This is a genomic window from Pseudomonas sp. AC112 (assembly GCF_979253545.1).
The window spans coordinates 3,361,662-3,388,529 of sequence record NZ_CEEDCM010000001.1; the positions used below are offsets into that span (position 1 = coordinate 3,361,662).

Annotated in this window: 25 protein-coding genes and 1 pseudogene; 13 read left to right on the forward strand and 13 right to left on the reverse strand. The window is 60.7% G+C overall.

The window, feature by feature from the left end; genetic code table 11:
- The first annotated feature begins 221 nt into the window (after window positions 1-221).
- From AC0IYN_RS15490 to AC0IYN_RS15505, 4 genes are read left to right on the forward strand one after another with little or no spacing between them, the layout of a single operon-like run.
- Complete coding sequence (locus AC0IYN_RS15490) at window positions 222-1,571, forward strand: GntT/GntP/DsdX family permease (RefSeq protein ID WP_099492621.1); 1,350 nt, start codon at window positions 222-224, stop codon at window positions 1,569-1,571.
- Window positions 1,572-1,597: 26 nt separating this feature from the next.
- On the forward strand, window positions 1,598-2,458 hold the full coding sequence (locus tag AC0IYN_RS15495) for a MurR/RpiR family transcriptional regulator (protein ID WP_406598424.1): 861 nt from the start codon (window positions 1,598-1,600) through the stop codon (window positions 2,456-2,458).
- Window position 2,459: 1 nt separating this feature from the next.
- Window positions 2,460-3,923 (forward strand): N-acyl-D-amino-acid deacylase family protein, encoded by a 1,464-nt coding sequence (locus AC0IYN_RS15500; RefSeq protein WP_471842210.1) that lies wholly within the window; start codon window positions 2,460-2,462, stop codon window positions 3,921-3,923.
- A 29-nt stretch (window positions 3,924-3,952) separates the two neighbouring features.
- Window positions 3,953-4,321, forward strand: a complete 369-nt coding sequence (locus AC0IYN_RS15505) for a glyoxalase superfamily protein (RefSeq protein WP_406598422.1) — start codon at window positions 3,953-3,955, stop codon at window positions 4,319-4,321.
- A 179-nt stretch (window positions 4,322-4,500) separates the two neighbouring features.
- Here the strand turns inward: AC0IYN_RS15505 and AC0IYN_RS15510 are convergent, their stop codons facing one another.
- The 3 genes and pseudogenes from AC0IYN_RS15510 to AC0IYN_RS15520 form a co-directional block, all read right to left on the reverse strand.
- Window positions 4,501-5,364 carry a methyl-accepting chemotaxis protein gene (locus AC0IYN_RS15510; RefSeq protein WP_371923957.1) on the reverse strand — a complete coding sequence of 288 codons (864 nt, stop codon included), beginning with the start codon at window positions 5,362-5,364 and terminating at the stop codon, window positions 4,501-4,503.
- Window positions 5,356-6,420 (reverse strand): annotated as a pseudogene (locus tag AC0IYN_RS15515) (methyl-accepting chemotaxis protein); the annotation flags it as partial. The gene AC0IYN_RS15510 and the pseudogene AC0IYN_RS15515, both read right to left, overlap by 9 nt.
- A 154-nt stretch (window positions 6,421-6,574) precedes the next feature.
- Entirely contained in the window at window positions 6,575-12,268 is a 5,694-nt protein-coding gene (locus AC0IYN_RS15520; RefSeq protein WP_471842215.1) for a membrane-targeted effector domain-containing toxin, read from the reverse strand.
- A gap of 238 nt (window positions 12,269-12,506) precedes the next feature.
- On the opposite strand from AC0IYN_RS15520, the gene AC0IYN_RS15525 reads away from it, so the two are divergent.
- Window positions 12,507-13,124 carry an FKBP-type peptidyl-prolyl cis-trans isomerase gene (locus AC0IYN_RS15525; RefSeq protein ID WP_078050160.1) on the forward strand — a complete coding sequence of 206 codons (618 nt, stop codon included), beginning with the start codon at window positions 12,507-12,509 and terminating at the stop codon, window positions 13,122-13,124.
- A gap of 138 nt (window positions 13,125-13,262) precedes the next feature.
- Here the strand turns inward: AC0IYN_RS15525 and AC0IYN_RS15530 are convergent, their stop codons facing one another.
- The 3 genes from AC0IYN_RS15530 to AC0IYN_RS15540 all read right to left on the reverse strand — a co-directional run bounded on the left by AC0IYN_RS15530 (window position 13,263) and on the right by AC0IYN_RS15540 (window position 15,171).
- Window positions 13,263-13,520 (reverse strand): PA4570 family protein, encoded by a 258-nt coding sequence (locus tag AC0IYN_RS15530; protein WP_003194088.1) that lies wholly within the window; start codon window positions 13,518-13,520, stop codon window positions 13,263-13,265.
- Between the two features lie 161 nt (window positions 13,521-13,681).
- Window positions 13,682-14,023: a zinc ribbon domain-containing protein YjdM gene (locus AC0IYN_RS15535; RefSeq protein WP_078050159.1), complete on the reverse strand. Its 342-nt coding sequence runs from the start codon at window positions 14,021-14,023 to the stop codon at window positions 13,682-13,684.
- 179 nt (window positions 14,024-14,202) lie between these two features.
- The gene (locus AC0IYN_RS15540; protein ID WP_406598420.1) at window positions 14,203-15,171 is read right to left on the reverse strand and encodes a polyprenyl synthetase family protein; all 969 of its coding nucleotides are present in this window, start codon (window positions 15,169-15,171) and stop codon (window positions 14,203-14,205) included.
- Window positions 15,172-15,410: 239 nt separating this feature from the next.
- Between AC0IYN_RS15540 and rplU the strand changes: the two genes are divergently transcribed.
- The 7 genes from rplU (at window position 15,411) to AC0IYN_RS15575 (ending at window position 21,106) form a co-directional block, all read left to right on the forward strand.
- The gene (gene rplU, locus AC0IYN_RS15545; protein ID WP_007950961.1) at window positions 15,411-15,725 is read left to right on the forward strand and encodes a 50S ribosomal protein L21; all 315 of its coding nucleotides are present in this window, start codon (window positions 15,411-15,413) and stop codon (window positions 15,723-15,725) included.
- A gap of 34 nt (window positions 15,726-15,759) precedes the next feature.
- Entirely contained in the window at window positions 15,760-16,017 is a 258-nt protein-coding gene (gene rpmA / locus AC0IYN_RS15550; RefSeq protein WP_003176049.1) for a 50S ribosomal protein L27, read from the forward strand.
- A gap of 194 nt (window positions 16,018-16,211) precedes the next feature.
- On the forward strand, window positions 16,212-17,435 hold the full coding sequence (cgtA, locus tag AC0IYN_RS15555) for an Obg family GTPase CgtA (protein ID WP_015885843.1): 1,224 nt from the start codon (window positions 16,212-16,214) through the stop codon (window positions 17,433-17,435).
- A 111-nt stretch (window positions 17,436-17,546) separates the two neighbouring features.
- Complete coding sequence (gene proB, locus AC0IYN_RS15560) at window positions 17,547-18,665, forward strand: glutamate 5-kinase (protein ID WP_005791305.1); 1,119 nt, start codon at window positions 17,547-17,549, stop codon at window positions 18,663-18,665.
- 15 nt (window positions 18,666-18,680) lie between these two features.
- Window positions 18,681-19,145 (forward strand): CreA family protein, encoded by a 465-nt coding sequence (locus tag AC0IYN_RS15565; RefSeq protein WP_015885841.1) that lies wholly within the window; start codon window positions 18,681-18,683, stop codon window positions 19,143-19,145.
- Between the two features lie 101 nt (window positions 19,146-19,246).
- The gene (locus tag AC0IYN_RS15570; RefSeq protein ID WP_406598419.1) at window positions 19,247-19,729 is read left to right on the forward strand and encodes a glutathione peroxidase; all 483 of its coding nucleotides are present in this window, start codon (window positions 19,247-19,249) and stop codon (window positions 19,727-19,729) included.
- Between the two features lie 273 nt (window positions 19,730-20,002).
- Window positions 20,003-21,106 (forward strand): NADH:flavin oxidoreductase, encoded by a 1,104-nt coding sequence (locus AC0IYN_RS15575; protein ID WP_406598418.1) that lies wholly within the window; start codon window positions 20,003-20,005, stop codon window positions 21,104-21,106.
- Here AC0IYN_RS15575 and AC0IYN_RS15580 read toward each other — a convergent pair.
- Window positions 21,075-22,277, reverse strand: coding sequence for a glycosyltransferase family 4 protein (locus AC0IYN_RS15580; RefSeq protein WP_457238745.1), 1,203 nt, complete (start codon window positions 22,275-22,277; stop codon window positions 21,075-21,077). The two genes, AC0IYN_RS15575 and AC0IYN_RS15580, sit on opposite strands and share 32 nt — an antisense overlap.
- 54 nt (window positions 22,278-22,331) lie before the next feature.
- Window positions 22,332-23,099, reverse strand: coding sequence for a sulfate transporter CysZ (gene cysZ, locus AC0IYN_RS15585; protein WP_028617904.1), 768 nt, complete (start codon window positions 23,097-23,099; stop codon window positions 22,332-22,334).
- Between the two features lie 283 nt (window positions 23,100-23,382).
- On the opposite strand from cysZ, the gene trxB reads away from it, so the two are divergent.
- The gene (gene trxB, locus AC0IYN_RS15590; protein WP_016976180.1) at window positions 23,383-24,345 is read left to right on the forward strand and encodes a thioredoxin-disulfide reductase; all 963 of its coding nucleotides are present in this window, start codon (window positions 23,383-23,385) and stop codon (window positions 24,343-24,345) included.
- A gap of 187 nt (window positions 24,346-24,532) precedes the next feature.
- Here trxB and AC0IYN_RS15595 read toward each other — a convergent pair whose 3' ends face one another.
- The 5 genes from AC0IYN_RS15595 to folM are packed head-to-tail and all read right to left on the reverse strand — an operon-like array spanning window position 24,533 to window position 26,849.
- Entirely contained in the window at window positions 24,533-24,871 is a 339-nt protein-coding gene (locus AC0IYN_RS15595; RefSeq protein ID WP_406598416.1) for a HopJ type III effector protein, read from the reverse strand.
- Window positions 24,864-25,160, reverse strand: coding sequence for a DUF1244 domain-containing protein (locus tag AC0IYN_RS15600; RefSeq protein ID WP_010206472.1), 297 nt, complete (start codon window positions 25,158-25,160; stop codon window positions 24,864-24,866). Before AC0IYN_RS15600 ends, AC0IYN_RS15595 begins: the two co-directional genes overlap by 8 nt.
- A 23-nt stretch (window positions 25,161-25,183) precedes the next feature.
- Complete coding sequence (folX, locus tag AC0IYN_RS15605; protein WP_026140129.1) at window positions 25,184-25,555, reverse strand: dihydroneopterin triphosphate 2'-epimerase; 372 nt, start codon at window positions 25,553-25,555, stop codon at window positions 25,184-25,186.
- A gap of 2 nt (window positions 25,556-25,557) precedes the next feature.
- Window positions 25,558-26,118, reverse strand: a complete 561-nt coding sequence (gene folE / locus AC0IYN_RS15610; protein WP_025858052.1) for a GTP cyclohydrolase I FolE — start codon at window positions 26,116-26,118, stop codon at window positions 25,558-25,560.
- Window positions 26,119-26,138: 20 nt separating this feature from the next.
- Window positions 26,139-26,849, reverse strand: a complete 711-nt coding sequence (gene folM, locus AC0IYN_RS15615; protein ID WP_406598414.1) for a dihydromonapterin reductase — start codon at window positions 26,847-26,849, stop codon at window positions 26,139-26,141.
- Window positions 26,850-26,868: the final 19 nt, after the last annotated feature.

A 26,868-nucleotide genomic window follows, 5' to 3' on the forward strand; every position in this document is an offset into this window, starting at 1 on the left:
GCGCATTTTAAGACTCAATGGCGCCCGTTGAGTTTCCGGCATCGTCTGATCTTCATGTAAGAACACCCCTCGAATTTTCATCCACTCCTGTCGGGCATACCCCAGCGCGACAGCGCTTATCCGAGGGCGAAAATTACTTTCATAAAATTTGAAAATACGCCTTGGTAATGATTTATGAGTTTCACAACCAATTCGACGTGACCCTTTCCGAGGAGTACCGCATGGCCGCATCACCGGGCTTCGGGCTATTGGCATACGCTGCCATCGCCATCATTGCTTTGATCGTGCTGATTGCACGTTACCGGCTCAATCCGTTTATCGTCATCACCCTGGTATCCATCGGCCTGGCGCTGATGGCCGGGATGCCGGCGGACACCATCATGGGTTCCTACGAAGCAGGTGTCGGCAAGACCCTGGGGCATATCGCCCTGGTCGTGGCGCTGGGCACCATGCTGGGCAAGATGATGGCCGAGTCCGGCGGTGCCGAGCAGGTGGCGCGCACCTTGATCAATCGGTTTGGCGAGCGCAACGCGCACTGGGCCATGGTGTGCATTGCCTTCCTGGTGGGGCTGCCGCTGTTTTTCGAAGTCGGTTTTGTGTTGCTGGTGCCGATCGCGTTTACCGTGGCACGGCGGGTGGGCGTGTCGATCCTGATGGTCGGTTTGCCGATGGTCGCCGGTCTGTCGGTGGTGCATGCGCTGGTGCCACCGCACCCGGCGGCAATGATGGCGGTGCTGGCGTATAACGCGTCGGTGGGGCAGACCGTGCTGTATGCGATTCTGATCGGCATTCCTACGGCGATCATTGCCGGCCCGGTCTATGCCAAATTCATCGTGCCGCGCATTCACCTGCCGGCGGAGAACCCGCTGGAGCGCCAGTTCATCGAGCGCGAACCGCGTACACGCTTGCCAAGTTTCACACTGACCATGGGCACCATCCTGTTGCCGGTGGTGCTGATGATGATCGGCGGTTGGGCCAACGTGATCTCCACGCCCGGTACCGGTTTCAACCAGTTCCTGCTGTTTATTGGCAACTCGGTGATTGCGCTGCTGGTGGCGACACTGGTGAGCTTCTGGACCTTGGGGATCGCGCAGGGCTTCAACCGCGAGTCGATCCTCAAGTTCACCAATGAATGCCTGGCGCCGACCGCGAGCATCACCTTGCTGGTGGGGGCGGGGGGCGGCTTGAACCGGATCCTGGTGGACGCCGGTGTGACTAACGAAATTCTGGGCCTGGCCCACGCGTTCCACTTGTCGCCACTGGTGATGGGTTGGCTGTTTGCCGCGTTGATGCGTATTGCCACGGGTTCGGCGACCGTTGCCATGACCACCGCGTCCGGCGTGGTGGCGCCGGTCGCTATGGGCCTGGGTTATCCACACCCCGAATTGCTGGTGCTGGCCACCGGTGCGGGCTCGGTGATCTTTTCCCACGTCAATGACGGCGGCTTCTGGCTGATCAAGGAATACTTCAATATGACGGTGATCCAGACCTTCAAGACCTGGACCGTGCTGGAGACTTTGATTTCTGTGGTGGCCTTCGGTCTCACCTACGGCCTGTCTCTTGTTTTATGAGCCTCATTTTGTAACCCGGAGACCCCATGGACATCCTCTACCAGATCCGCGCCCGCCAGGACTCGTTCAGCGCTGGCGAAGGGCGTATCGCCAAGCTGATGCTTGATGACGTGGGCTTTGCCGCGTCGGCCAGCCTGGAAGAATTGTCCCAACGGGCCGAGGTCAGCACGGCCACCTTGTCGCGGTTCGCGCGCAGTGTCGGTTGCCGGGACTTGCGCGACCTGCGCCTGCAATTGGCCCAGGCGAGTGGGGTGGGCAGTCGCTTCCTCGACCCTTCAGGGTTGCCGGAGCAGTCGGCGTTTCATCGGCAGATCCTGGGGGATATCGAAGCGACGTTGCGCCAACACTTGTCGGGGTTCAACCAGGCGAGCTTCATCGATGCGGTCAACCTGTTGGGCAAGGCGCGGATGATCCACGCATTCGGCATGGGCGGCCCATCGAGCCTGTGCAGCGACGAGCTGCAGGTGCGCCTGGTACGCCTGGGCTATCCGATTGCTGCCAGTCATGACCCGGTGATGATGCGTGTCACGGCCGCCACCTTGGGGCCGGAGCATGCGCTGATCGTGTGTTCGTTGACCGGCCTGACCCCGGAGCTGCTGGACGTGGTGGAGCTGGCGCGCAATTACGACGCACGCATTGTCGCCATCACCCTGGCGGATTCGCCCTTGGCGCAGTTGGCGGATGTACTGCTGCCCCTGCAACCGGCCGAAACCAGTTTTATCTACAAACCCACGGCGGCCCGCTACGGCATGCTGCTGGCCATCGACCTGCTCGCCACTGAGCTGGCGTTGGCCCTGCCGGACGACAACCAGGAACGCCTGCGCCGCATCAAGCTGGCCCTGGACGATTATCGCGGAGGCCCAGACAGCCTGCCGCTTGGAGACTGATATGAAGTACGACACGCTGATACGCCAGGCGCTGATCATTGATGGCAGCAACACCCCGGGCTATGTGGCCGATGTGGGATTGCGCGACGGGCGCATCGCGACGATTGGCGATTTGTCGGCGGCGGTCGCCGAGCATGACGTCGAAGCGGCGGGGCGCGTGCTGGCGCCGGGTTTTATCGACGTGCACACCCACGATGACACGGTGGTGATCCGCCATCCGCAGATGCTGCCCAAGCTCAGCCAGGGCGTGACCACGGTGATTGTCGGCAACTGCGGCATCAGTGCGTCGCCGGTGAGTTTGCGCAGTGATCCGCCAGACCCGATGAACCTGTTGGGCACGCGTGAGGCGTTCAGTTACCCGCGGTTTGCCGATTACCGTGCGGCGGTGGAGAACGCGCATCCGGCGGTGAACGTCGCGGCGTTGATCGGCCATACCGCGTTGCGCAGCAACCATATGGACGACCTGCACCGCACCGCCTCGGCGGATGAAATCGCCGCCATGCGCGCGCAGTTGCGCGAGAGCCTCGAAGCCGGCGCCCTCGGTTTATCCACAGGCCTGGCCTACGCCAGTGCATTCAACGCCGAGACCGACGAGGTGCTGCAACTGAGTGAGGCACTCACCGCGTTCGGTGCGGTGTACACCACCCACTTGCGCAGTGAATTCGAGCCGGTGCTGGAGGCGATGGACGAGGCGTTCCTGATCGGCCGGCATGCCAAGGCGCCGGTGATCATTTCCCACCTCAAATGTGCCGGCGCCGGCAATTGGGGGCGCAGTCCGCAGCTGTTGGCGTCGTTGGAACTGGCGGCGAAGACCCATCCGGTAGGCTGTGATTGCTACCCCTATGCCGCAAGTTCTTCGACCCTGGACCTCAAGCAGGTGACTGATGCGTTTCGTATCACCATCACCTGGTCGACGCCGCACCCGGCAATGGGCGGGCGCGATTTGCAGGATATTGCCGCTGAGTGGGATGTTTCGTTGATGGACGCCGCACGCCGGCTACAACCGGCAGGGGCGGTGTACTACGGGATGGATGAAGCGGATGTGCGACGGATCCTGGCGCATCCGTTGTCGATGGTCGGGTCGGATGGGTTGCCCGAGGACCCGTTTCCACATCCACGTTTGTGGGGTGCATTTCCACGGGTATTGGGGCATTTCAGCCGCGATGTCGGGCTGTTCCCATTGCATACCGCCGTACACAAGATGACAGGCCTTTCTGCCGCGCGTTTTGGCCTGGCGGAGCGGGGTGAAATCCGCGAAGGGCACTGGGCCGACCTGGTGTTGTTCGACCCGCTGCGCGTGCGCGATGTGGCGGATTTCAAGGAACCGCAACGCGCGGCCGAGGGCATCGATGGGGTGTGGGTCAACGGGGTGTTGAGCTACAGCGACGGGCAGGCGAATGGTCAGCGGCCGGGTCGGTTCCTGGCGCGCAGTGGGGATTTGCGTCGGGGGTTTTCGTCTCTATAGTGGACGCTTATTTAGACGGAGCGGTTGCCATGTACTTAGGAAAAGTCACCCCCATCTTGCGGATCTTCGACGAGGCCAAGGCCTTGGAATTCTACGTCGACTTCCTGGGGTTCAAGGTGGATTGGCAGCATCGTTTTGAGGCGAATTTTCCGTTGTATTTGCAGGTGTCGTTGGGTGAGTGTGTGTTGCATCTGACCGAGCATCATGGTGACGCATCTCCAGGCGCAGCGGTGCGGATTCAGGCTCAGGGTGTGGACGCTTACCAGCAGCAATTGGTAGGCAAGGATTACCGGTATGCCAAGCCTGGGGTTGAGGAAACGCCATGGGGCTCGCGGGAGATGAGCATCAAGGACCCGTTTGGGAATCGGGTGGTGTTTGTTGAGGAAGGCGAGGGCTGAGGGGTAAATCGCAGGCAATAAAAAACCGCCTTAGTAGGGCGGTTTTTTTTGCAAACCCAGTTAGTGGCTGGGGTTGCGATCTCAAAGGACGCATTCGACCTGCAAGCCGATATTAACGCTGGTCATGTCACCACGCAAGACCGAACGATAACCGACATGAAGGGTTTTCAGGCGTTTTATTACACCCGGAAATGACTGACCATCTGCTGCAACTGGCTACCCAACCGCGCCAGTTCCACACTCGACTTGGCCGTCTCGTCACTTGCCGTAGCGGTCTGCTCCGACACATCCCGCACATTCACAATGCTGCGGCTGATCTCTTCAGCCACGGCGCTTTGCTGCTCGGCGGCGGCGGCAATCTGCTGGTTCATCGACTGGATATTCGACACCGTACGGGTGATGTTCTCCAGTGACACACCGGCCTTGCGCGTCAGCTCGACACTGCTGTCGGTGAGGCTGCGGCTGTTGTTCATCACGTTGGCCACTTGTTGGGTGCCGTTCTGCAAACCGGCGACCAGGCCTTCGATTTCCTCGGTGGATTTTTGCGTACGCTGGGCCAGGCCGCGCACTTCGTCGGCGACCACGGCAAACCCACGCCCGGCTTCACCAGCCCGCGCGGCTTCGATCGCCGCGTTGAGGGCCAGCAGGTTGGTCTGTTCGGCGACGGCCTTGATCACGTCCATCACGCTGCCGATCTTGTTGCTCTCTTGCTGCAGGTGGGTCATGGCGTCGGTGGAACGCGCCACTTCAGCGGCCAGACGCTCGATCTGGGCGATGGCCTCGGCCACCACCTTGTCGCCTGCGCGGGCTTGGCCATCGGCATCGGCGGCGGCCTGGGAAGCTTGCTCCGCGTTGCGCGCCACTTCCTGCACGGTGGCAGTCATTTCGTGCATCGCGGTGGCGACCTGGTCGGTCTCGATCTTCTGACTGTTTACGCCGGCGCTGGTCTGCTCGGTCACGGCCGACAGTTCTTCGGCGGCGCTGGCGATCTGTGTCACGCCGTCACGAATACCGCTGATCAACTCACGCAAGGTGGTGCCCATGCGCTGGATACCTTGTTGCAACACGCCCAGTTCATCGCGACGAGTGACCTGGATGTTGTGGCTCAAGTCGCCGGAGGCAATGCGCTCCACCACCGCCAGTGTTTCCTGGATCGGGCGGGTGATCTGGCGGGTGATGACCCATGCTGCGATGATGCCCACCAGCAGGGCCAGCAATGTGCTGATCAACTGCAGGCTACGGGCCTGGGCGCTTTCGGCGTCGCGGCGAGTCAGTTGGATCTCGTACAGCTTGTCGCTGATGGTGACGATATCGGCACCCTGGGTGGTCATCTCGGCACGGGCGGTGACGATGTTGGCGTTGGCTGCCTTGTAGTTCTGCACGGCGCTGCGATAGGCACCCAGGGCCGTTTCCAGTGCGGTCAGTGCGCTTTGCTGGCTGGCGCCAAAGACGGTGCTAAGGCCTTTCAAGCCGGCGATGGCTTTTTCAATCTGTGCGGCGGCGCGGGCTTCGGTCTCCGGGTTGACGTTACCGGTGTAGCCGCGCACTTCGTAGCGGGCCAACTGGAACTGCATCTTGGCGTCGGCCACGGCCTGGAATTGGGCCAGGTGCTCCGAGCTGTCGGGCATTTGCTTCACGCTGGCTTCCAGCGCATCGATTTGCGCATTGGCGATATCCGCCTTGTCGCCCATCACCTGGCGCGAGGCATTGCCGTTACGGTAGGCCTCGCGCATTTTGTTCAGCGACTGCTGGTAAGCGGTGATGATGGACTTTTGCTCGTTGAGCAGCTTGAGGTTTTCCGGGCTTTTGAAGCTGTCGAGCAGCTTCTGTTGCTGGGCAGCGAACGCATCCAGGTTGGTCTGTACATTCTGGGCCACGGCTTCATCGCCGTTGGCGAGCATGTACTGCAGGCGCACGATACGTAGCTTGGTCAACGACGCATTGAGCTGAGTGATGTCGCTCATCCAGTTGCTGCGGTCGATCAGGCCGCCCAGGCTGGTCCAGCCGGTGAGGGCCAGAATAGACGTGAGGACCAGTACCAGGCCAAAGCCCAGGCCCAGTTTGAGGTTGACGCTGATGTTACCGAACCAGCTGTTCATCGAAAGCTCCGCAAGAATGATGTCTGTTTGCTGGGCGGTGTTGTTATTTGAGGCCAGCCGAATGTGTAGGTTTTTATCGGCGGCGCTGGGCGAATCTGAAGGGCTTTTATCAAGGCCCCCCAATAAAGACGGGAGGGCCTTTAGGTGCCCGGCCTCAGGAAATGTGGCGCATGCCCATGCCGCCTGGTGCGGGAGCTTTCAAAACCTCGGTCAGTTGAAAGAGATAGGTGAAGCGCAGATCGCGCATTTTTTCCCAGCGATCAATGAAGAAACGGCCTCGATCATCGATTTGAATCGGTGTGGTGATCAATTCCCCCCTGTTGGAGTGATGCACCAGGTTGGTCTCGGTGGCCGAGCGATAATCAATCATAAAGCTACCAATGGCGTTCAGGCGGGAGCGGTCAGGCGTGGGGCGCCTTGGGAAGGAACGGGTGCCCGTCACGCCAACTTCCACCTTGAAATCACTGCGCAAGGCCAACCCGCCGGATTCATCCACGGTTTCCCAGGCACCGGCGTGCAGGGGGCGGGCCAGTTCGGGCGCGACATCACGCACATGCAGACTGACGGCGTCCTGCAGTTGGGCAATACCGGGCACAAGGTGGTGTGGATCGGTATGCGCACTGCCCATGAAGGCCACCCATTTGTCCGGGCCCTGTGCCACTTGATCGGCCTTGATCACTTCATTGGCAAAATAATTGAACATCAGGTTGCGCGTCTCACGGTCTTTGATGCCCTTGATGTGGTAACTGGCCGCACAGTCCAGCGCGCGGATGCGTATCCCGTATTTGTTGGCGACGCTGATTACCCGGGTGTAGGTGTGGTGCCCGTTGTAATGCGGCATGTGCCCGCGATCCTGGCGTTTCAGGTAGTTTTTCAGGTCGCCGGACATTTTGCCGCCCTTGTACATGAGGTCCAGGTCCGCTTGGTGAATGTCGGTCAGCAGGTGTTCGACATAGAGCGTCTTGACCCCCTGTTTTTTCAACAGCTTCATGTGCTTTATCAGGAACTGCTTACTGGACTGGGCGGAATGGCTTTCTCCGACAATCAGCCCCAGCCTTTGCTTGAAGAACCGCTCGATAAACGCCTGTTCCGTCTCGACCAGCCCCAGGTAGGTCAGCGATGGACGCTTAACCCATGTGTAATCGGCAAAAGCAGCCTTGGCGGCGTCATGCAGGCGCTGCCGGATCTCGATGAAGCGATCGAGCGCCGCCCGGTGAGGGCTGTCCGGTGGCGACTCGTATGAGGTGTGCAGGCCACGGGGCTCGTCGGCCAATTGCATCAGGTTTTTTTTGAATTCCGTTGGCATGTCGTACGCGCTGTAATGGCTTGGGGGACTCAGCACGGGGGGCGCACCTGTGGATTGGACCAGACGATGGTGGGCCGTAGGCACCTTCAACCGGTAGTCACCCCGTGACTGGCTAGGTCGCGCGGTATCCGGCAAGACGCCGATAGGCTGGCCAGGTACTGCATCTTCCACACGAAGCGCCAGGGTGCCCTGTAGATCAGCCAGTCCCGGCGCCGTCTGGTAGCTTCCGAGGCGATTGTGATCGACCAGGGCGATCCAGTTTTCGCCGGGATGACGCGTGCCGTTGAGCTCAATCAGCGTGTGGGAGTAGAAGTTTCTCAGGGTGCTGGCACGCGGGATAAAGCGCTCGCCGTCGCCCAAGGCCAGAACATGTTCCATATGGTATGAACTGGACGCATCGAGCCCGTCGATGGCGACATTATGCTGGCGGGCCTGGAGCATCAGCTTGCGGTAAGTGAACGGGGCATCCGGCGCGTAGCCCAGGGCATGGTCTACCCGGGCCAGGTGTTCTTCGATCTGTTTCAGGGCGCGGGTCTTGTTGCCGGAGATTTCCTTGTTCAGCACTTTCAGTTTTTTGTGGAATACGTCCCTGGGCAGGTTCTCGATGTACAGGCGCTTGAGGCCCTGGTTGGCCAGATCCGGCAGGTGTTCGATCAACACCTGCTTGCTGGCGATGGAATTATTGACGGCGCCGATAATCAGGCGCTTGTTCTGGCCAAACAGCGTACTGAGTACGGTGGCGGGAGGTGCGTCTGGCATCAACGTCGGCACGGCGGGCCGAGAGGTTTGGGGTGGAGCCTTAAAGAAGGCATCGGTATCGCGAGTCAAGTTAGCGACTTGCGCGGGGTAATTTTTGCGCAGGGGAAACAACTGATCATAGGCGGCGCTGCGTGAGGCTCCGGCAGCACTTATCTCCCATTCCTGGTTCAGTGCTTGCTTGAATTCTGGGTCGAGCACGGCCCTGAAATTCGTCCCCTGCTCGGCATCAATCTCATATTTCGCCAAGGGATTGCCAAGATTGTCTTCCAAAGACTCATACCTTTTGCGCCCGCCGCCGATATCCCCGCTGCGCACCCATCGCCCATCGGTGCTCTGGTTCACCAGGCGCCCCGTCGAAAGCAACTGTCCGGACACGGGGTCCTGGCGATACAACAAATGGCGGCCCAGGGCATCCGGCGTCTGCTCGGTCCACAGTTGCCGGCCCTCGTAGAACACCGGCCGCATACTCTCTGGACGCAAGCCATCGATTTGCTTGATCAATGCGCTTTCCGCGGCGTCTTCCGCGGTTTGAGCCATGGGCCGTACGGGGGCAAAGGCCGCCTTTAACGTCGGGCGCAAGTCGAACAGCAGGGCCCCGCCGAGGTTCGCCAAATAGCCGAGATAATGTTGCAGGGCACCGCTCTTGTCGCCCTGATGGTAGGCATTGAGCGCGAGCATCGCGTCCTTGAACGCCAGCAGGCCGCCCAGGCTCAGGCTCAGGGCTGGAAAGGGCGCAGTGGCAATGGCGGTAACCCACTCGACGCAGGTCCAGAGAATGCCTGAGATCATCTGTGTACGGTTGACGGTAGTCGCCGTCACATCATCGATCTTGCGCTGTAACCGCATGGCGTAGAACTCGTGACGCAGATCCATCAGGGGCGGCACCCGGTTGATGGGGGCATGGCGTGGCGGGCTTGGCGTTGAACGGTTGATATCGCTGGGCAAGCCGTGGCTGGCGTTTTCCAGGAATTGCCGCAGGCGCCCTTGAGACTGAATCGGCGCCCGCGCGCACAAGTACGCCTGCATCCCTTCGACTTTTTTCAGCAGGTAGTTGAACAGTCGGGCTTCGCGTAACTGAATTCCGTCCGGGGCATTGGGGGTATAGAGCAGTGTGGGGCTGTCAGCGTGACTGAACAGGTAGACGCCCATGATCCAGTCGCCGTCGATCACCAGGCGGTGCACCTTGTAGGCGATGCGCGTGGCAGGACGGGTATCGGACAAACTGTCGATGGCCCGTTCGAGCCAGGCCTGGTCCGCGCTGGCGATATGCCCTTGCAAACGCGATTCCAGCGCAGCGTTTTTGATCATCAATTGGTTGATCCGCAAGGTCATGTCGCGGCGCTCGGCATACCCGGTGTCGGTGGCGTCGAGCGAATACTTGCGGATTTCATCGATGTAATGTTGCCCGACCCACACACCGGTCACGGAGCGTGCGACGGTCAGCGGCGTCAATGGGCTCAGGTCGATGCCGGGAGGTCCGCGAAAGGTGGCCGACGTGGAAAACGTATTGTTGATAAAGCCGATGCCATCCTCATAGCCGTCCCGAAACAGCCGGGTGTAGGAGATGGGAACTGGGGGCGGGCTGATCAGCGGCTTGGGCGAATAGGCGAACACGCTATCTGGGTCGACATCGTTTTGTGCACGGCCTAATAGTGCATTGAGCCTGAGCCGCGCGCGCGTATGCACAAAAGCGTCGAAGCTGGAAAAACGGGCCTCGGAGTCTGGCCGTGCGTCATAGCGCTCCAAGGTGCCGGCGGCGTCTTCGGCCAGGGTGCACAGTCGGGTGCGCTCAACGTCCAGAGCCGAGCGATACCACAGGGGGGTACCGTGTTGATAGTCGTCTTGCAGGGCAGCCAATAAGTGAGCCGACATGGCATCCAGGCAATCGGCGTGGTTGCATGCCTTGCCGAAGGTCACCTCCAGGTACTCCTGAGCCTCGGGCTTGAAGCCGAGGGCGTCAAGGAACATGGCCATTTTTGGGCGAAAGCGTTGGGGGACTTGCTCCAACAGGTAGTCACGCATCGAGCGGCCCTTGAACTGGGCGCGGTTGGCGGCCCAGGCAAGGACATGAACCTGGCATGCCTGCAGGCTATTAAAGGCGGCGAAGTACTGTCCGTCGGGCGCTTCGGGTGTGCACAGCAACAGGCGGCTGACTTGGCCCGCGGCGTCTTCTTCACGCAAGACCCACAGATCCTTGAGCTGCGCGCCGTGCAGCGCGACAGTTTGGGCGCGCAAGTGAGGAGGAGGGTTGGCGCGTAGCTGTTCGAAGCGGTGGAAGTCCACTGAACTCAGGTGCCCCTGCATCCTGGCGATGCACGCCAGGACGACCAGGCGCTGATCGAAAAACTGCCTGGCGGCCAACTTGACCTGGGGTCTGCCGAGGATGTTCTTCTGGACAGTGGCCAGGTCCAGGCGTGGTTGCAGGGCCTGGATCAGGGGGAGCAGGTCCTGCGGGCTCAGGTCCGTCAGTGGTCCGCCGGCATAGGTCAGCGTGGTGTTGGCCAGGAAGGCCGAGCCAGGCAGTTCATCGCCAGTGTGCAAGCCCGCCAGCGCCAGGTCGACCAAGGAGCGGTGTTGTTCATACGCGTCTGCCGGAGGGATGGGGCGACGGGTGGTGAGGTGCAGCTGGCTTGGGTCCAGGTCGTGGATGTCCAGTTCGTCGGCCAGTTGTTCCAGGAGTTGGTGGTAGGCCAGCGCGCGCGGTGTCGTGGCAGGTTCAAGCACGCTGAGCAGCGACTGGCGGACCTGGTTGTAGCGATGCAGGTGCTGCCCGAGGGTTTCGCGGCGCGTCTGTTCGGCATTGCGATACCAGTCGGGCAGGCTGTTATACAGCTGGCCACTTAGCAAGCGCTGGGCGCGAAATTCCAGGCGCAAGGACAGGTCGGGCAGGGCGTCTTTGATGGCGTCGTCCAGCGCCTGTAACACCGCTGCGGTATCGGTGTGCGTGAAGGCCAGTTCGACATCCTGGCGACGTTTATCGAGCAGTGCGGCGTAGGTGTGCTCAAACAGCGGTTCGCCAGTGATGGGCTGCAGCTCAAGGGGCCAGATACTGGCGACATCCAGGTGTTGATAGCGCACGGGCAAGTGGCGAGTGAATTCCTGGCGGCCTGCGGGTGACTGCATGACGGCTTGTAGCGCTAGGTCGAGGCTGGCCAGGGAGTCGAATGCCTCCAGGCCGCGGGATGGGGTGAATAACAGCACGGGGCCGAGGGCGTGTTCCGTGGTCAGGCTGTCAACAGTCGGGCTGGATTGACGTGTGAGTACAAATGCCGCCGCGAACGCAACGGTCACGTCCTGGTAGTTGAACGTCAGTGCATACATCCCAGGTCGAAATGCCGGCCCGCGCGAACAATCTTCGAGCATGCGCTGGTCAGCGGGTGCGAGCAGGTAGTCCTTGACGTCCAACGCGGTTTGCAAGGCAAGGGCTTGGCCTGCGGCGGTGTAGGTCATATAGGACTTGCGGCCTTGGCCCTCTACGGTGCTGGTTTCGTCCAGGGCTTGCAGTTGTCTGTTCAGGTCAGTTTTCAGACGAGCGAGCAGTCTTTGGCCTTCAGCCGTTGCGAGATCGCTGCCGTGCAGCGCCTGGTACAGCGCACGGGCTTGATCCAAGAACAGGGTGTTGGCGGCTTGCAGGGTGGTATTGATACGTTCCAGGCGCACCAGTGCCTCTGGCAACACGGCGGGGCGCGGGGGTTTCTGACGCAGGGTCGGGTCGATTTCCAGCAGTTGGGTGTAAAGCTCCTCAGGCGTCAATGAGGAGGGTTGAGGGTTTGGCGTCCGCATGGGCACAGCCTCCATGATGATGGAATAATCCAGCAGCATGGGAGCAGGCCCGCGGCTCTCGGCAGTAGATAGGTATAGGTCAAGATTCCCGCAGCCTGGTCGCTGCAGTGCGGGTAGGTCGGGGACTCATCACAGGGTGGCCTTGTGTGCTAGTCTGCTGGCCCTTTTAGTTTTGGGCGCGACGAAAAACCCTGCATGTGTGGCGTTTTTCGGTGCCGTCCTACAGCGGAGCCTCTTCATGTCCGAAGTTAATCTGTCCACCGACGAAACCCGCGTCAGCTACGGTATTGGCCGTCAACTGGGCGACCAACTGCGCGACAACCCACCACCGGGCGTGAGCCTGGACGCGATCCTGGCTGGTCTGACCGATGCGTTCGCCGGCCAGCCAAGCCGCGTTGACCAAGAGCAAATGGCTGCCAGCTTCAAGGTGATCCGCGAAATCATGCAAGCCGAAGCGGCTGCCAAGGCTGAAGCAGCGGCAGGCGCTGGCCTGGCGTTCCTGGCTGAAAACGCCAAGCGTGATGGCATCACTACCCTGGCTTCCGGCCTGCAATTCGAAGTGCTGACCGCAGGTGATGGCGCCAAGCCGACCCGTGAAGACCAAGTGCGCACTCACTACCACGGCACCCTGATCGACGGCACTGTGTTCGATAGCTCCTACGAGCGCGGCCAGCCAGCAGAATTCCCAGTGGGCGGCGTGATCGCCGGTTGGACCGAAGCCCTGCAACTGATGAATGCCGGCAGCAAATGGCGCCTGTACGTGCCGAGCGAACTGGCCTACGGCGCTCAAGGCGTTGGCAGCATCCCGCCGCACAGCGTCCTGGTGTTCGACGTCGAGCTGCTCGACGTTCTGTAAGGCCTGCTGATTACTGCGCCTGGCTTATGTGGGAGCCGGGCTTGCCCGCGATGCCGGCGACTCGGTCTGATGTCTTACCGAGTTGATGCCATCGCAGGCAAGCCAGCTCCCACATAAAGCAGGTGCATTCAACCTCGCTCATGGATGGAATTTGCCATTCAGCTCCGTCGCCGGGCGCAACGCTCGGGCATAGCAGAACAGAAACAGATTACGCACCACCTCCTTCAACACCCCAGGTTCACTCGAGCTCAGACCGTTGACGTCCAAGTCGCCCTGGTCCTGCAGTTCATTCAGCGCTTCTTCTTCCAGTACCGCACAGACTTCGCCGGTTTCCCGATGCAGGATCCGCAGGTAAGGGTGTGGGCGGTCCAGCCAGGCATCTATCAAATAAGTCATGGGTCGCATCTCCTTGATGGGTTTCAATGAGAATAATTCTTATTCGTGGAATAGCAAGTGCCTATTGGCGGTTTCTGGTTTTTTCTGTGTGGATATTGCGTTCAATCAACCGAGAGGGCGAAACGCCATCCCGCAGCGGGCGCGGGATGGAGGTAGCAGGTTCAGACTTTGCGCACGAACTCGGACTTGAGCTTCATCGGGCCGATACCGTCGATCTTGCAATCGATATCGTGGTCGCCGTCGCACAGGCGGATGTTCTTGACCTTGGTGCCGACCTTGACGACCAGGGAAGTGCCCTTGACCTTCAGGTCCTTGATCACGGTGATGGTGTCGCCGTCCTGCAGGACGTTGCCCACAGAATCTTTCTTCACGGTGTCGTCGCTGGCTGCTTCGGCCTCGCCATTGGCGGACCACTCATGGGCGCATTCCGGGCAGATCAGCTGGGCGCCGTCTTCGTAGGTGTATTCGGAATTGCATTTCGGGCAGGGTGGCAACGTGCTCACTAAAGCTCCTTGAGAGTCAGGATGGCTAAAAGTCGCACATTATATAGGGTTTTGCGTCGGGCGCGGGCGCTCAGTTGGTAATGCGGTTTAAACGTGGGAGCTGGCTTGCCTGCGATAGCGATGGTGAGTTCACTACCGTCATCGCAGGCATGCCAGCTCCCACATTAACCGGTGCGGAATCAGTGAGTGCGCGCGACCGCAAACTCACTCAGCTCAACCAGGGCATCCCGGTATTCGCTGGCGGGGAGGGCTTCCAGGCATTTGATTGCACGGGCCACGTAGTCGCGTGCCAGTTGCGCGGTGTACTCCAGGGAGCCCGACGCTTCGACAGCGGCACGGATGGCCTCCAGGTCTTCGATCCCGCCTTTCTGGATCGCCTTGCGCACCAGGGCGGCCTGTTCCGGCGTGCCTTCGCGCATGGTGTAGATCAGCGGCAAGGTCGGCTTGCCTTCGGCCAAGTCGTCACCGACGTTCTTGCCCAGGGTTTCGGCGTCGCCGCGGTAGTCGAGCAGGTCGTCCACCAGTTGGAACGCCACGCCCAGGTGGTCACCAAAGGTGCGCAGGGCTTCGGCCTGTTCGGCCGTAGCGCCGCACAGCGCAGCGGCGCTGTGGGTGGAGGCTTCGAAGAGCATCGCGGTTTTGCCGCGAATCACTTCCATGTAGGTTTCTTCGGTGGTGCTGGCGTCGCGGACCTTCGACAGTTGCAACACTTCGCCTTCGGCGATGATGCGGGTGGCCTGTGAAAGAATCTTCATCACCGGCATCGAGCCGAGTTCAACCATCATTTCGAACGAGCGCGAGTACAGGAAGTCGCCCACCAGCACACTAGGGGCGTTGCCCCACATGGCATTGGCGGTCTCGCGGCCACGGCGCATGCCGGACATGTCGACCACGTCGTCATGCAGCAGGGTGGCGGTGTGCAGGAATTCGATAGTGGCCGCCAGCAGGCGCAAGTCATCGCCTTCGCGACCCAGGGCCTTGCCACACAGCAGCACTAATAAAGGACGCAGGCGTTTACCGCCCGCCGACGTAATATAGTCGCCAATTTTGGAGACCAGCGGCACTTTAGAAGTCAGCTGCTTCTTGATGATGCCGTCGACGGCGCTAAAATCGTCCGCGACCGCGCGGTAGAAAGCTTGGGGTTGCATCAGCGACAGTCGCTCCAGAAGGGTTGCGCGGCATGCTAGGACCCAGGCCCCATGGTGTCAAGGCGCGATAGACGGCCTCTTGCAACACCTCGTTGCCTTGCGTACAATCGCGCACCCTGAACTTCCTGGGCAGCACCTGCCTTACGCAATTGCATTCGGGACGTCCATCCCATGCAGCCATGCCAGCCAATACCTCTTCTTATAAAGCGCTGGGTGAGCAGGATTATCGGAGAAATACCATGTCGTACGCAGTAATTGTTACTGGTGGCAAGCAATACAAAGTCGCCCCAGGTGAATACCTGAAGATCGAAAAACTGGAAGTCGCTACCGGCGAATCCGTTACTTTTGATCGCGTTCTGTTGGTCGCCAATGGCGATGACGTGAACATCGGCGCTCCAGTTGTTGCTGGCGCTACCGTTGTGGCTGAAGTGATCTCCCAAGGTCGTCACGATAAAGTCCGCATCATCAAGTTCCGTCGTCGTAAGCACCACATGAAGCGTATGGGCCACCGCCAGTGGTACACCGAGATCAAAATCACCGGTATTCAGGCTTAATTTCAGCCTAATTCCTCACTAGGAGAATTGACTCATGGCACACAAAAAAGCTGGTGGTAGTACCCGTAACGGTCGCGACTCAGAAGCCAAACGCCTTGGCGTTAAGATGTATGGCGGCCAGAAAATCATTCCGGGCAACATCATCGTGCGTCAGCGCGGCACCCAATTCCACGCCGGTTACGGTGTAGGCATGGGTAAAGATCACACCCTCTTCGCGAAAATCGAAGGCGTGATCAAGTTTGAAGTAAAAGGCGCGTTCAACCGCCGTTACGTGAGCGTTGTCGCAGCTTAATTGCGAGATCGCTGGAAAAGCCCTGTCTTGCGACGGGGCTTTTTCGTTTGTGGGGTGAGTCTCTTGCAAAGCTGTTTGTGATGGGCTCAAGCGCTGGATTTTGCGGTCGTTGATTGAGGTCGCTGCGCTCATTTTTGCAAGAGTCTTATGTCTTGGTTTCTTAAGCTCGTCCGTGCGGCGAGAGGCGTTTTGTTATGAAGTTCGTTGATGAAGTTTCCATCCGAGTAAAAGCAGGCGACGGCGGTAACGGTTGCATGAGTTTCCGTCGCGAAAAATTCATCGAAAACGGTGGCCCCAACGGCGGTGACGGCGGTGACGGCGGTTCCATCTACATGATGGCCGACGAAAACCTCAACACCCTGGTCGACTACCGTTACACCCGGCACTTCGATGCCGAGCGTGGCTCCAACGGCGGCAGCACCGACTGCACCGGTAAAAAAGGCGAAGACCTGGTACTGCGCGTACCGGTCGGCACCACGATCATCGACTCGGCGACCCAGGAAGTAATCGGCGACCTGACCAAGGCCGGCCAGAAACTGATGGTTGTGCAGGGCGGCTGGCACGGTCTGGGTAACACCCGATTCAAGTCCAGTACCAACCGTGCGCCACGCCAGACCACGCCAGGCAAGCCGGGCGAGCAGCGTGACCTCAAGCTGGAAATGAAAGTACTCGCCGACGTGGGCCTGCTGGGCCTGCCAAACGCGGGTAAAAGTACCTTCATCCGCTCGGTGTCGGCCGCCAAGCCGAAAGTTGCCGACTACCCGTTCACCACCCTGGTACCCAACCTGGGTGTGGTCAGCGTCGACCGTTGGAAAAGCTTCGTGATCGCCGACATTCCCGGCCTGATCGAAGGCGCTTCCGATGGCGCCGGCCTGGGGATTCGCTTCCTCAAGCACTTGTCGCGTACCCGTTTGCTGCTGCACCTCGTGGACATGGCGCCGCTGGATGACACCAGCGCACCGGACGCCGCCGAAGTGATCGTCAGCGAACTGACCAAGTTCAGCCCGGCCTTGGCCGAGCGTGATCGTTGGCTGGTGCTGAACAAGTGCGACCAGATCCTCGAAGAAGAGCACGAGGAGCGCGTCAAGGAAATCGTTGATCGCCTGGAATGGACCGGTCCGGTCTACGTGATCTCGGCCATCGCCAAAGAAGGCACCGAGCGCCTGACCCGCGACATCATGCGTTACTTGGAAGACCGCGCCGATCGCCTGGCGGCCGACCCGGTTTTCAAGGCCGAACTCGCCGAGCTCGACCAGCAGATCGAAGACGAAGCCCGCGCCCAGCTGCAGGCCCTGGACGATCAACGTGCCCTGCGCCGCAGCGGCGTGAAGTCGGTCCACGACATCGGTGACGATGATTGGGACGAAGAAGACGTGGATGATGAAGACGGTCCGGAAATCATTTACGTGCGTGACTGATCCGTTGCGATAAACTTGAACGCCGCTCCTTATAGAGCGGCGTTTTAGTATCCGGGTTTAACGTTATGGGCCGCGCTGGGTCGCGCAGCCCTCAATCTAAGGTTGAAGATGATGCGGAGCAAAGTGACAGGTGCGCAGCGCTGGGTCGTAAAGATCGGCAGTGCGTTGCTGACGGCGGATGGCAAGGGGCTGGATCGCGCAGCCATGAGCGTCTGGGTCGAGCAGATGGTGGCCTTGCATGAGGCCGGTGTGGAGTTGGTGCTGGTGTCGTCCGGGGCCGTTGCCGCCGGGATGAGCCGCCTCGGCTGGACCGCGCGACCCAGCGCGATGCACGAACTGCAAGCCGCCGCCGCCATCGGGCAGATGGGCCTGGTGCAAGCCTGGGAATCCAGCTTCGCCGAGCACGGCCGCCACACGGCGCAGATCCTGCTGACCCACGACGACCTGTCCGACCGCAAGCGCTACCTCAATGCCCGCAGCACCTTGCGCGCCCTGGTCGAGCTCAAGGTCATTCCGGTGATCAACGAGAACGACACCGTGGTCACCGACGAAATCCGCTTCGGCGACAACGATACCCTGGCCGCCCTGGTTGCCAACCTGGTGGAAGCCGACCTGTTGGTGATCCTCACCGACCGCGACGGCATGTTCGACGCCGACCCGCGCAACAACCCCGATGCCCAGCTTATTTACGAGGCTCGCGCCGATGACCCGGCGCTGGACGCCGTGGCCGGCAGCGTCGGCGGTGCCCTGGGCCGTGGCGGGATGCAGACCAAACTGCGTGCAGCGCGCCTGGCCGCACGTTCCGGCGCGCATACCATCATCGTCGGCGGGCGCCTGGAGCGCGTGCTGGATCGCCTCAAGGCCGGTGAACGCATCGGCACGCTGCTGTCGCCGGAACGCGGCATGCTCGCGGCGCGCAAACAGTGGCTGGCCGGTCATCTGCAGACCCGTGGCACGCTGGTGCTGGACGAGGGTGCGGTGTCGGCGTTGTCCCAAGGCAACAAGAGCCTGCTGCCGGTGGGCGTCAAGCTGGTGCAGGGCAGTTTCCGCCGTGGCGAGATGGTGGTGTGCGTGGCGCCGGACGGTCGTGAGATCGCCCGTGGCCTGGCTAACTATAGCGCCCTCGAAGCACAGAAAATCATTGGACAATCGTCCGATGCGATTGTCGGACTCTTGGGTTACATGGCCGAACCGGAACTGGTTCACCGCGATAACCTGATCCTGGTCTAACCAAAGGAATACACAATGCGTGTCATGAAGGGATTGCTCGGCCTGCTGCTGGCCATGCCGTTGCTGGCCTCGGCCGAGGAAATTGGTCAGGTCTCGACTGTGTTCAAGTTTGTCGGCCCCAACGACCGGATCGTTGTTGAAGCTTTTGACGACCCCAAGGTCGACGGCGTGACCTGCTACCTGTCGCGCGCCAAGACTGGCGGCGTGAAAGGTGGCCTCGGCCTGGCCGAAGACCGCGCCGAAGCCTCGATTGCCTGCCGTCAGGTGGGCCCGATCCGCTTCAAGGGTGAGCTCAAGGACGGCGACGAAGTGTTCAAGGAGCGCACCTCGCTGGTGTTCAAGACCATGCAGGTGGTGCGCTTCCTCGACAAGAAGCGCAATACCCTGGTGTACCTGGTCTACAGCGACCGCCTGATCGAAGGCAGCCCGCAGAATGCCGTCACGGCCATTCCGATTTTGCCCTGGCCGACCGCTCAGTAACTCGCAGGCGAGTTTTGCAATCGGCGTCTATGATTGCAGGCTTGCGGGTTGTAATCTCGAAGCACCGCAATGCGAAGAACATGGGATATCTGGAGTTCGTCATGAGTGCTTTCCACGACCTGAAACTCAAAGCTTTGGACGGACAAGAGCTACCGCTGGCGCCCTTCAAGGGGCAAGTGGTGCTGGTGGTCAACGTGGCCTCCAAATGTGGCTTGACCCCGCAATACGCCGCGCTCGAAAACCTCTACCAGCAGTACAAGGATCAGGGCTTTACCGTGCTCGGCCTGCCGTGCAACCAGTTTGCAGGCCAGGAGCCGGGGACCGAGGAGGATATCCAGGCGTTCTGCAGCCTGAACTACGGGGTGACCTTCCCGTTGGGCAGCAAGCTTGAGGTCAACGGGCCTGATCGTCATCAGCTGTACCGCCTGCTGGCGGGCGAGGGTGCCGAGTTTCCTGGGGATATCACCTGGAATTTCGAGAAGTTCCTGCTGGGCAAGGATGGGCGGGTGCTCGCACGCTTCTCCCCGCGCACCGCGCCAGATGACCCGACGATCGTCCAGGCCATCGAAAAAGCCCTGGCCTGAAGACGTCCAGGAGGCTTTCGTGGTGAGCGGGCTTGTCCCGCGCTGGGTGGCGAAGCCGCCCTAAAATCAGACGCCGCATTTCTAGACAGAACGCGGCGTTTTTTACTGGGGCGGCTTCGCCACCCAGCGCGGGGCAAGCCCGCTCACTACAGGTTAGCGGCAACAGGTTGTGCCACTTTTACCCCTTAATCACCCCGATCAATAGTGCTACCCAGCGCTTTGTGCTCCCCATATTATCCACGTCATAAACCCCGTCTTCCGTGGAGTGCTCCCATGCCCGTCCAAGCTTTGTTCAAACCCTTTCAGCTCGGTGCATTGCAACTGTCGACCCGCGTCGTCATGGCGCCTATGACCCGCTCGTTCTCCCCTGGCGGCGTGCCCAATTCCAAAGTGATCGAGTACTACCGCCGCCGCGCCGCCGCAGGCGTGGGCCTGATCATCACTGAAGGCACGGTGGTCGGCCACCAGGCCTCCAATGGCTACCCCAATGTCCCGCACTTTTACGGTGAGGCCGCACTGGCCGGCTGGAAAAAGGTGGTCGACGCCGTGCATGCCGAAGGCGGCAAGATCGTCCCGCAGTTGTGGCACGTGGGCAGCGTGCGCCGCATCGGCACCGAGCCTGACGCCAGCGTGCCGGCCTACGGTCCGATGGAGAAGCTCAAGGACGGTAATGTGGTCGTGCATGGCATGACGCAGCAAGACATCAAGGAGGTGATCAACGCCTTCGCCCAAGCCGCCAAGGATGCACAGAGCATCGGCATGGACGGCGTTGAGATCCACGGCGCCCATGGCTATCTGGTCGACCAGTTCTTCTGGGAAGGCAGCAACCAGCGTACCGACGAATACGGAGGCAGCCTGGCCAACCGCTCGCGCTTCGCCATTGAGCTGATCCAGGCCACGCGTGCTGCGGTGGGTCCGGACTTTCCGATCATCTTCCGCTTCTCCCAGTGGAAACAGCAGGATTACACCGCACGTCTGGTGAACACCCCCGAGGCCCTGGGCGAGTTCCTCAAGCCGTTGTCCGATGCCGGTGTGGATATTTTCCACTGCTCCACGCGTCGTTTCTGGGAGCCAGAGTTCGAAGGTTCCGACCTCAACCTGGCCGGCTGGACCCGTCAGCTCACTGGCAAGCCGACCATTACCGTGGGCAGCGTCGGCCTGGATGGCGAGTTCCTGCAGTTCATGGTCAACACCGACAAGGTCGCGCAACCGGCGAGCCTGGAGAAGTTGCTGGAGCGCCTGAACAACGACGAGTTCGACCTGGTAGCCGTGGGCCGTGCCCTGCTGGTGGACCCGGACTGGGCCGTGAAGGTGCGCGAAGGCCGCGAGAGCGACATCCTGCCGTTCAGTCGTGAGGCGTTGACGACCCTGGTGTAAGCGGCGATAGGGCGGGCACCGGGTGCCCGTCCTTGCATACCCCGCGCAGCTGGCGCTCGAACTGCTCGATAATCGCCGGCCAACCCTGGCGGCTCGCGTGTTGCCGCGCATTCAAGCGCATGCGGCGCAGGCTTTCGGCGTCTTCCAGCAACCAGTTGGCGGCCTCGCAAAACGCGTTCTCATCCCCCGGCATTGCCAGCACGCCGTTGTAGCCGTGGCGAATATGCTGGGTCGCCGCCGCTTGGTCATAGGCCACCACGCCCAATCCGGATGCCATCGCTTCCAGCACCACGTTGCCGAACGTTTCGGTCAGGCTTGGGAATAGGAATACATCGCCCGAAGCGTAATGCCGCGCCAGTTCTTCGCCACGCAAGGTGCCGCAGAAGATCGCCTCTGGCAGTTCTTTTTCCATCGTTGCGCGTTGCGGGCCATCACCGACGATGATTAATTTCATCTGGCGCAGTGGATACGCGTCCTGCAAGGTCTCGAAGCAGCGCTTGAGCAGGCCCAGGTTTTTCTCCTGTGCCAACCTGCCGACATACAGCACGGCGGTCTGCTCGCTGTTCAATGCCCAGCTTTCCCGCAGCGCGTTGTCGCGTTTGGCCGGATGGAACAACTGGCTGTCCACGCCGCGCGCCAACATCCCCAGGCGCTCGAAGTGCCGGCGTTCCAATTCCAGGCGCTGGCTGGCACTGGGCACCAGGGTCAGGGTCGAGCGGTTATGAAACCAGCGCAGGTAATGAGTGACCATCCGGCTCAGCAGGCTCAAGCCGTACTGGTTCGAGTACTGCTGGAAGTTGGTGTGAAAGCCGCTGACTACACTGATGCCCAGGCGACGTGCGGCGCGCAGGGCCGACAATCCCAGCGGCCCTTCCGTGGCGATGTACAGTACGTCCGGACGCTGGCGCGTCCAGCGCCGCAGCAATTTATGCATCGACGACTGCCCCCATTGCAGGCCCGGATAACCCGGCAACGGCCAACCGCGACACAGGAGCAGTGCATCGTCACTGGGCCGGCTCTGGTCAACGCCCTGGCGCGGGCGCACCAACTCGACTTGATGGCCGCGAGCGCGCAAACCCTCGCACAGGCGACCAAGGGTATTGGCCACCCCGTTGATCTCTGGCGGGAAGGTTTCGGTAATGAGGGTGATGTGAAGCGAAGCTGTCGTCATGACCCACAGTGTCACCGTAGGCCATGTCGTCATTGTGTCATCGAGATGATGGATTTATGACTGGGTTATCTTTTGCTGCTGTGCCATCGCCTCGGCACCTTGCTCGCGCACCCAGAACAACGTGGCCCCGGCCACCGCCGCTGGCATCATCAGCAGGTTGACCACGGGTACCAGCAACACCAGGTAAACGATCCCGCCAAAACTCATGCTCTGCCAGCGCTTCTGCCGGAGCCAGGCGAGCATCTCGTTCCAGCCAAGCTTGTGGTTGTCCGCCGGGTAGTCGATGTACTGGATCGCCATCATCCACACGCCAAACAACAGCCACAGCGGCGCAGCGATCAGGTTGACCACCGGAATGAACGACAGGATAAACAGGCCGATGGCCCGGGGCAGGAAGTAGCCGAGCTTGCGCATTTCTCGCGCCAGGGTGCGGGGGACCATGGCGATCAACTCGCCCCAACTGAAGGCCGGGAAGTCATCGGTGCCTCGCACCACCACCTCGACTTTCTCTGAAAGAAAACCGTTGAAGGGCGCCGCGATAATATTGGCTAGCATGGTGAAGGTGAAAAACACCATCAGCACCACCAGCACCACAAACAGTGGCCACAGCAGGTAATTCAGAAAGCTCAGCCAGCTCGGCAGCGTCGGCATCAAATGATCGACCCACAGGCTGAACTGATGGCCGGCGAAATAGATCAAGCCGACGAACAGCACCAGGTTGATCGCCAGCGGCAGCAGCACGAACAGGCGCAGGCCGGGGCTCAGCACCAGTTTGAGGCCTTCACGCAGGTATTGCGGGCCAGAAAGAGCGGGGGCGGGCATGGAGAACTCCGAGCAGAGGGGCGAACGCGCCGACCTTACCGACTTTGTATCGGAGACGAAAGCGGCGACATCAACGGTAACAAACGCGTCGATCAACTGGACCGACTGCATAGAGACCACCTATGAGCTGGATTGTTATTCCGTATTTCCTTAATCTTGCCCCCCTCGATACGCTGCACCCATTATTTTTCAGGGCCTGCGAGTTCAAGCCTTCCCCAAGTGCTTCGTAGTCCCTTTTTTATTCCAGCCGCCTTGTAGTCCGGGCGGTCGATAGGAGTGAGTCATGTCTGATACCCGTCATTCGCGAGTGATTATTCTCGGTTCCGGCCCTGCCGGTTACAGCGCTGCCGTCTACGCTGCCCGGGCCAACCTCAAGCCGCTGCTGATCACCGGCATGCAGGCGGGCGGTCAGTTGACTACCACCACGGAAGTCGACAACTGGCCGGGCGACGTCCACGGCCTGACCGGCCCGGTGTTGATGGAACGCATGAAAGAACACGCCGAACGTTTCGAAACCGAAATCGTGTTTGACCACATCAACCAGGTTGACTTCTCCAAGAAGCCTTACAGCCTGACCGGCGACAGCGGCGTGTACACCTGTGACGCGCTGATCATCGCCACCGGCGCCAGCGCCCGCTACCTCGGCCTGCCATCGGAAGAGGCGTTCATGGGCAAAGGCGTTTCGGCCTGCGCGACCTGCGACGGTTTCTTCTACCGCAACAAGCCGGTTGCCGTGGTCGGTGGTGGCAACACTGCCGTGGAAGAGGCCCTGTACCTGGCCAACATCGCCAGCACCGTGACCCTGGTCCACCGTCGCGAGACCTTCCGCGCCGAGAAGATCCTGATCGACAAGCTGCACGCCCGTGTCGCTGAGGGCAAGATCATCCTCAAGCTCAACGCCACCCTGGACGAGGTCCTGGGCGACAACATGGGCGTGACCGGTGCGCGCCTGAAAAACAACGACGGCAGCTTCGACGAGCTGAAAGTCGATGGCGTGTTCATCGCCATCGGCCACACGCCGAACACTTCGCTGTTCGAAGGCGTGCTGGAAGCCAAAGATGGTTACCTGGTGGTGCAGGGCGGCCGTGAAGGCAACGCCACTGCCACCAACATCGAAGGTATCTTCGCTGCCGGTGACGTGGCTGACCACGTCTACCGCCAGGCCATCACTTCGGCCGGCGCCGGTTGCATGGCGGCACTGGATGCCGAGCGTTACCTCGACGGCCTGCAGAACGCTTCGTTCTGAACCCGTTGAAATAAAAAAACCGGCTGCGAGGCCGGTTTTTTTATGTCCGCAATTTAACTAACACCCAGGTCATGAAGTGTTAACCCAACCCCTGTGGGAGCTGGCTTGCCTGCGATAGCGGTGTGTCAGTTACCACCGCTATCGCGGGCAAGCCCGGCTCCCACAGTGACCGGGTTTACAAGTTAAATCAGCGGCGGGTCAGGGGCTGTGCGGTGAATTTCACACCGGCCAACCCATGGGCAATCAACGCACGGATGTTGCCATGGTCACTGCCCTCAGGCGTCGCCACCACCGAACGGTAATGCTCACCAAACGCCAGCAGTGCTTCCTGGTCGCTCAGGCCTTCCAACAGCGCCAGGCCCAGGGTCTTGCACGAACCCTCGTTCTGCCCGGCCGCGTTTTCCACGTCGCCATTGGTGAAGGCTTGGGGCTGGTACTCATAACCTGCAGCCACAAACGCCAGCGTATCGGCAAAAACATGTTCGCCGCTGTTGAGGCTGGCGCGCAGGGTGTTCAAATCAGTCATGGGTTTTTCCTTTGGCGAACGCGGCCTGTTGGTCGGCGCTGGCTTCTTTCTGGTATTGGGCTTTCCACTCGGCGTACGGCATGCCGTACACCACTTCACGGGCGTCATCGAGGCTCAGCTCGATCTGGCGCTCGTCGGCCTCGGCCTTGTACCACTTGGACAAGCAGTTGCGGCAGAAACCCGAGAGGTTCATCAGGTCGATGTTCTGCACATCCTTGCGGCTGTCCAGGTGGGCCACCAGCCGGCGAAAGGCGGCGGCTTCAAGTTCGAGGCGTTGTTGGTCGTTCATAGGGCTCACTGACAATTCAGGGGTTAGCGGCTGGCCGCCAGGGTAATCGAAACCGATTCGGCAAAGCGCAGCGCATGGGGCTTGTCCACTTCGACCTCGGCGTACAGCACCGACTCATTGCTCATTACCAGGTCCAGCAGTTCCTGGGTCAGGCGCTCCAGCAGGGCAAAGCGGTTGCCCTCGACGTGGGCGATGATCGCCTTGGTGATGGTGCGGTAGTTCAGCGCATGGTCAATGTCATTGTCGCGCACGGCGTCCTGGGCGGCATACAGGATGGTCAGGTTGATCAGCACATCCTGCTTGTTGAGGATCTCGTCCTCGTTGATGCCGATGTAGGTGCGCAGGCACAGGTCCTTGACCCGGATACGCGCCATGCCTGGTTGAAGTTGTGGCATTGCTACTTGCTCCGTCCGATCAGTTGCAGGAACTCCATGCGCGTGGTGTTCGACTCGCGGAACGCGCCGAGCATCACCGAGGTGTTCATGGTTGAATTCTGTTTTTCCACGCCGCGCATCATCATGCACATGTGCTTGGCTTCGATGACGACTGCCACGCCAGCCGCCTGGGTCACGTCCTGGATGGCGTCGGCGATCTGCCGCGTGAGGTTTTCCTGGATCTGCAGGCGGCGGGCGAACATGTCGACAATGCGCGCCAGCTTCGACAGGCCCAGTACCTTGCCGGTCGGAATATAGGCCACGTGGGCCTTGCCGATAAAGGGCAGCAAGTGGTGTTCGCACAGCGAGTACAACTCGATGTCCTTGAGGATCACCATCTCGTCGTTGTCAGAGGCAAACAATGCGCCGTTGACGATCTCTTCCAGGTTCTGCTCGTAGCCATGACACAGGTATTGCATGGCCTTGGCGGCGCGCTTGGGCGTATCGAGCAAGCCTTCGCGCTCGGGGTCTTCGCCCAAGCCCTTGAGGATCTCGCGGTAGTGGTGGGGCAGGGATAAGGTCATACAACATCCTCACAAACGGCTTACTTGATATGCCGCCCGCCGTTGACGGTCAGGGTGGTACCGGTGACATAAGGGTTATCCAGCAGGTAACGCACACTCTGGTAGATCACCTCGGGCCCGGGCTCGATGCCCAGTGCCGACTTGGCCAGCACCTTGGCGCGGTAGGCTGCGTCGTCAGCGTCGTTGAACATCACCATCGCCGGGGCGATGCCGTTGACCTTGATCAGCGGCGCGAACTGCGCGGCAAACGACAACGTGAGGCTGTCGAGCCCGGCTTTGGTGGCGCAATAGGCGATGTGCTGGCGGCTGCCCTTGCGCACCACGTCATCGCTGATGTGCACGATGTCGGCGGGTGAAGAGCGTTGCAGCAAAGGTGAACAATGCAGGTTGATCAAGTACGGCGCAAGCATGTGCACGCTGAACATGTCGGTAAAAGCGTGGCTGTGCTCGTCGGACGTTTCCGCAATCCAGGCGGAGGCATTGTGGATGATCGCGCGCAGGCTTTGCGCATGGGTGTTCAGCTCGGCAATAAACGCGAGAATCCCGGCCTCGCTGGAGAAGTCGGCAAACACACCGATCGCACCGCGCTCGCGCAGGGCCTGCACGCCGGGGCGTTCGCTGCGGTAGCTGAAGATCACCGGGTGACCGTCGTCCAGCAGGCGCATGGCGCAATGCAGGCCGACACGCTGGCCGGCGCCGGTGATCAGGATCGGGGCGTTTGTTGCAGTCATGGGAGGCTCGCGTCGCTGG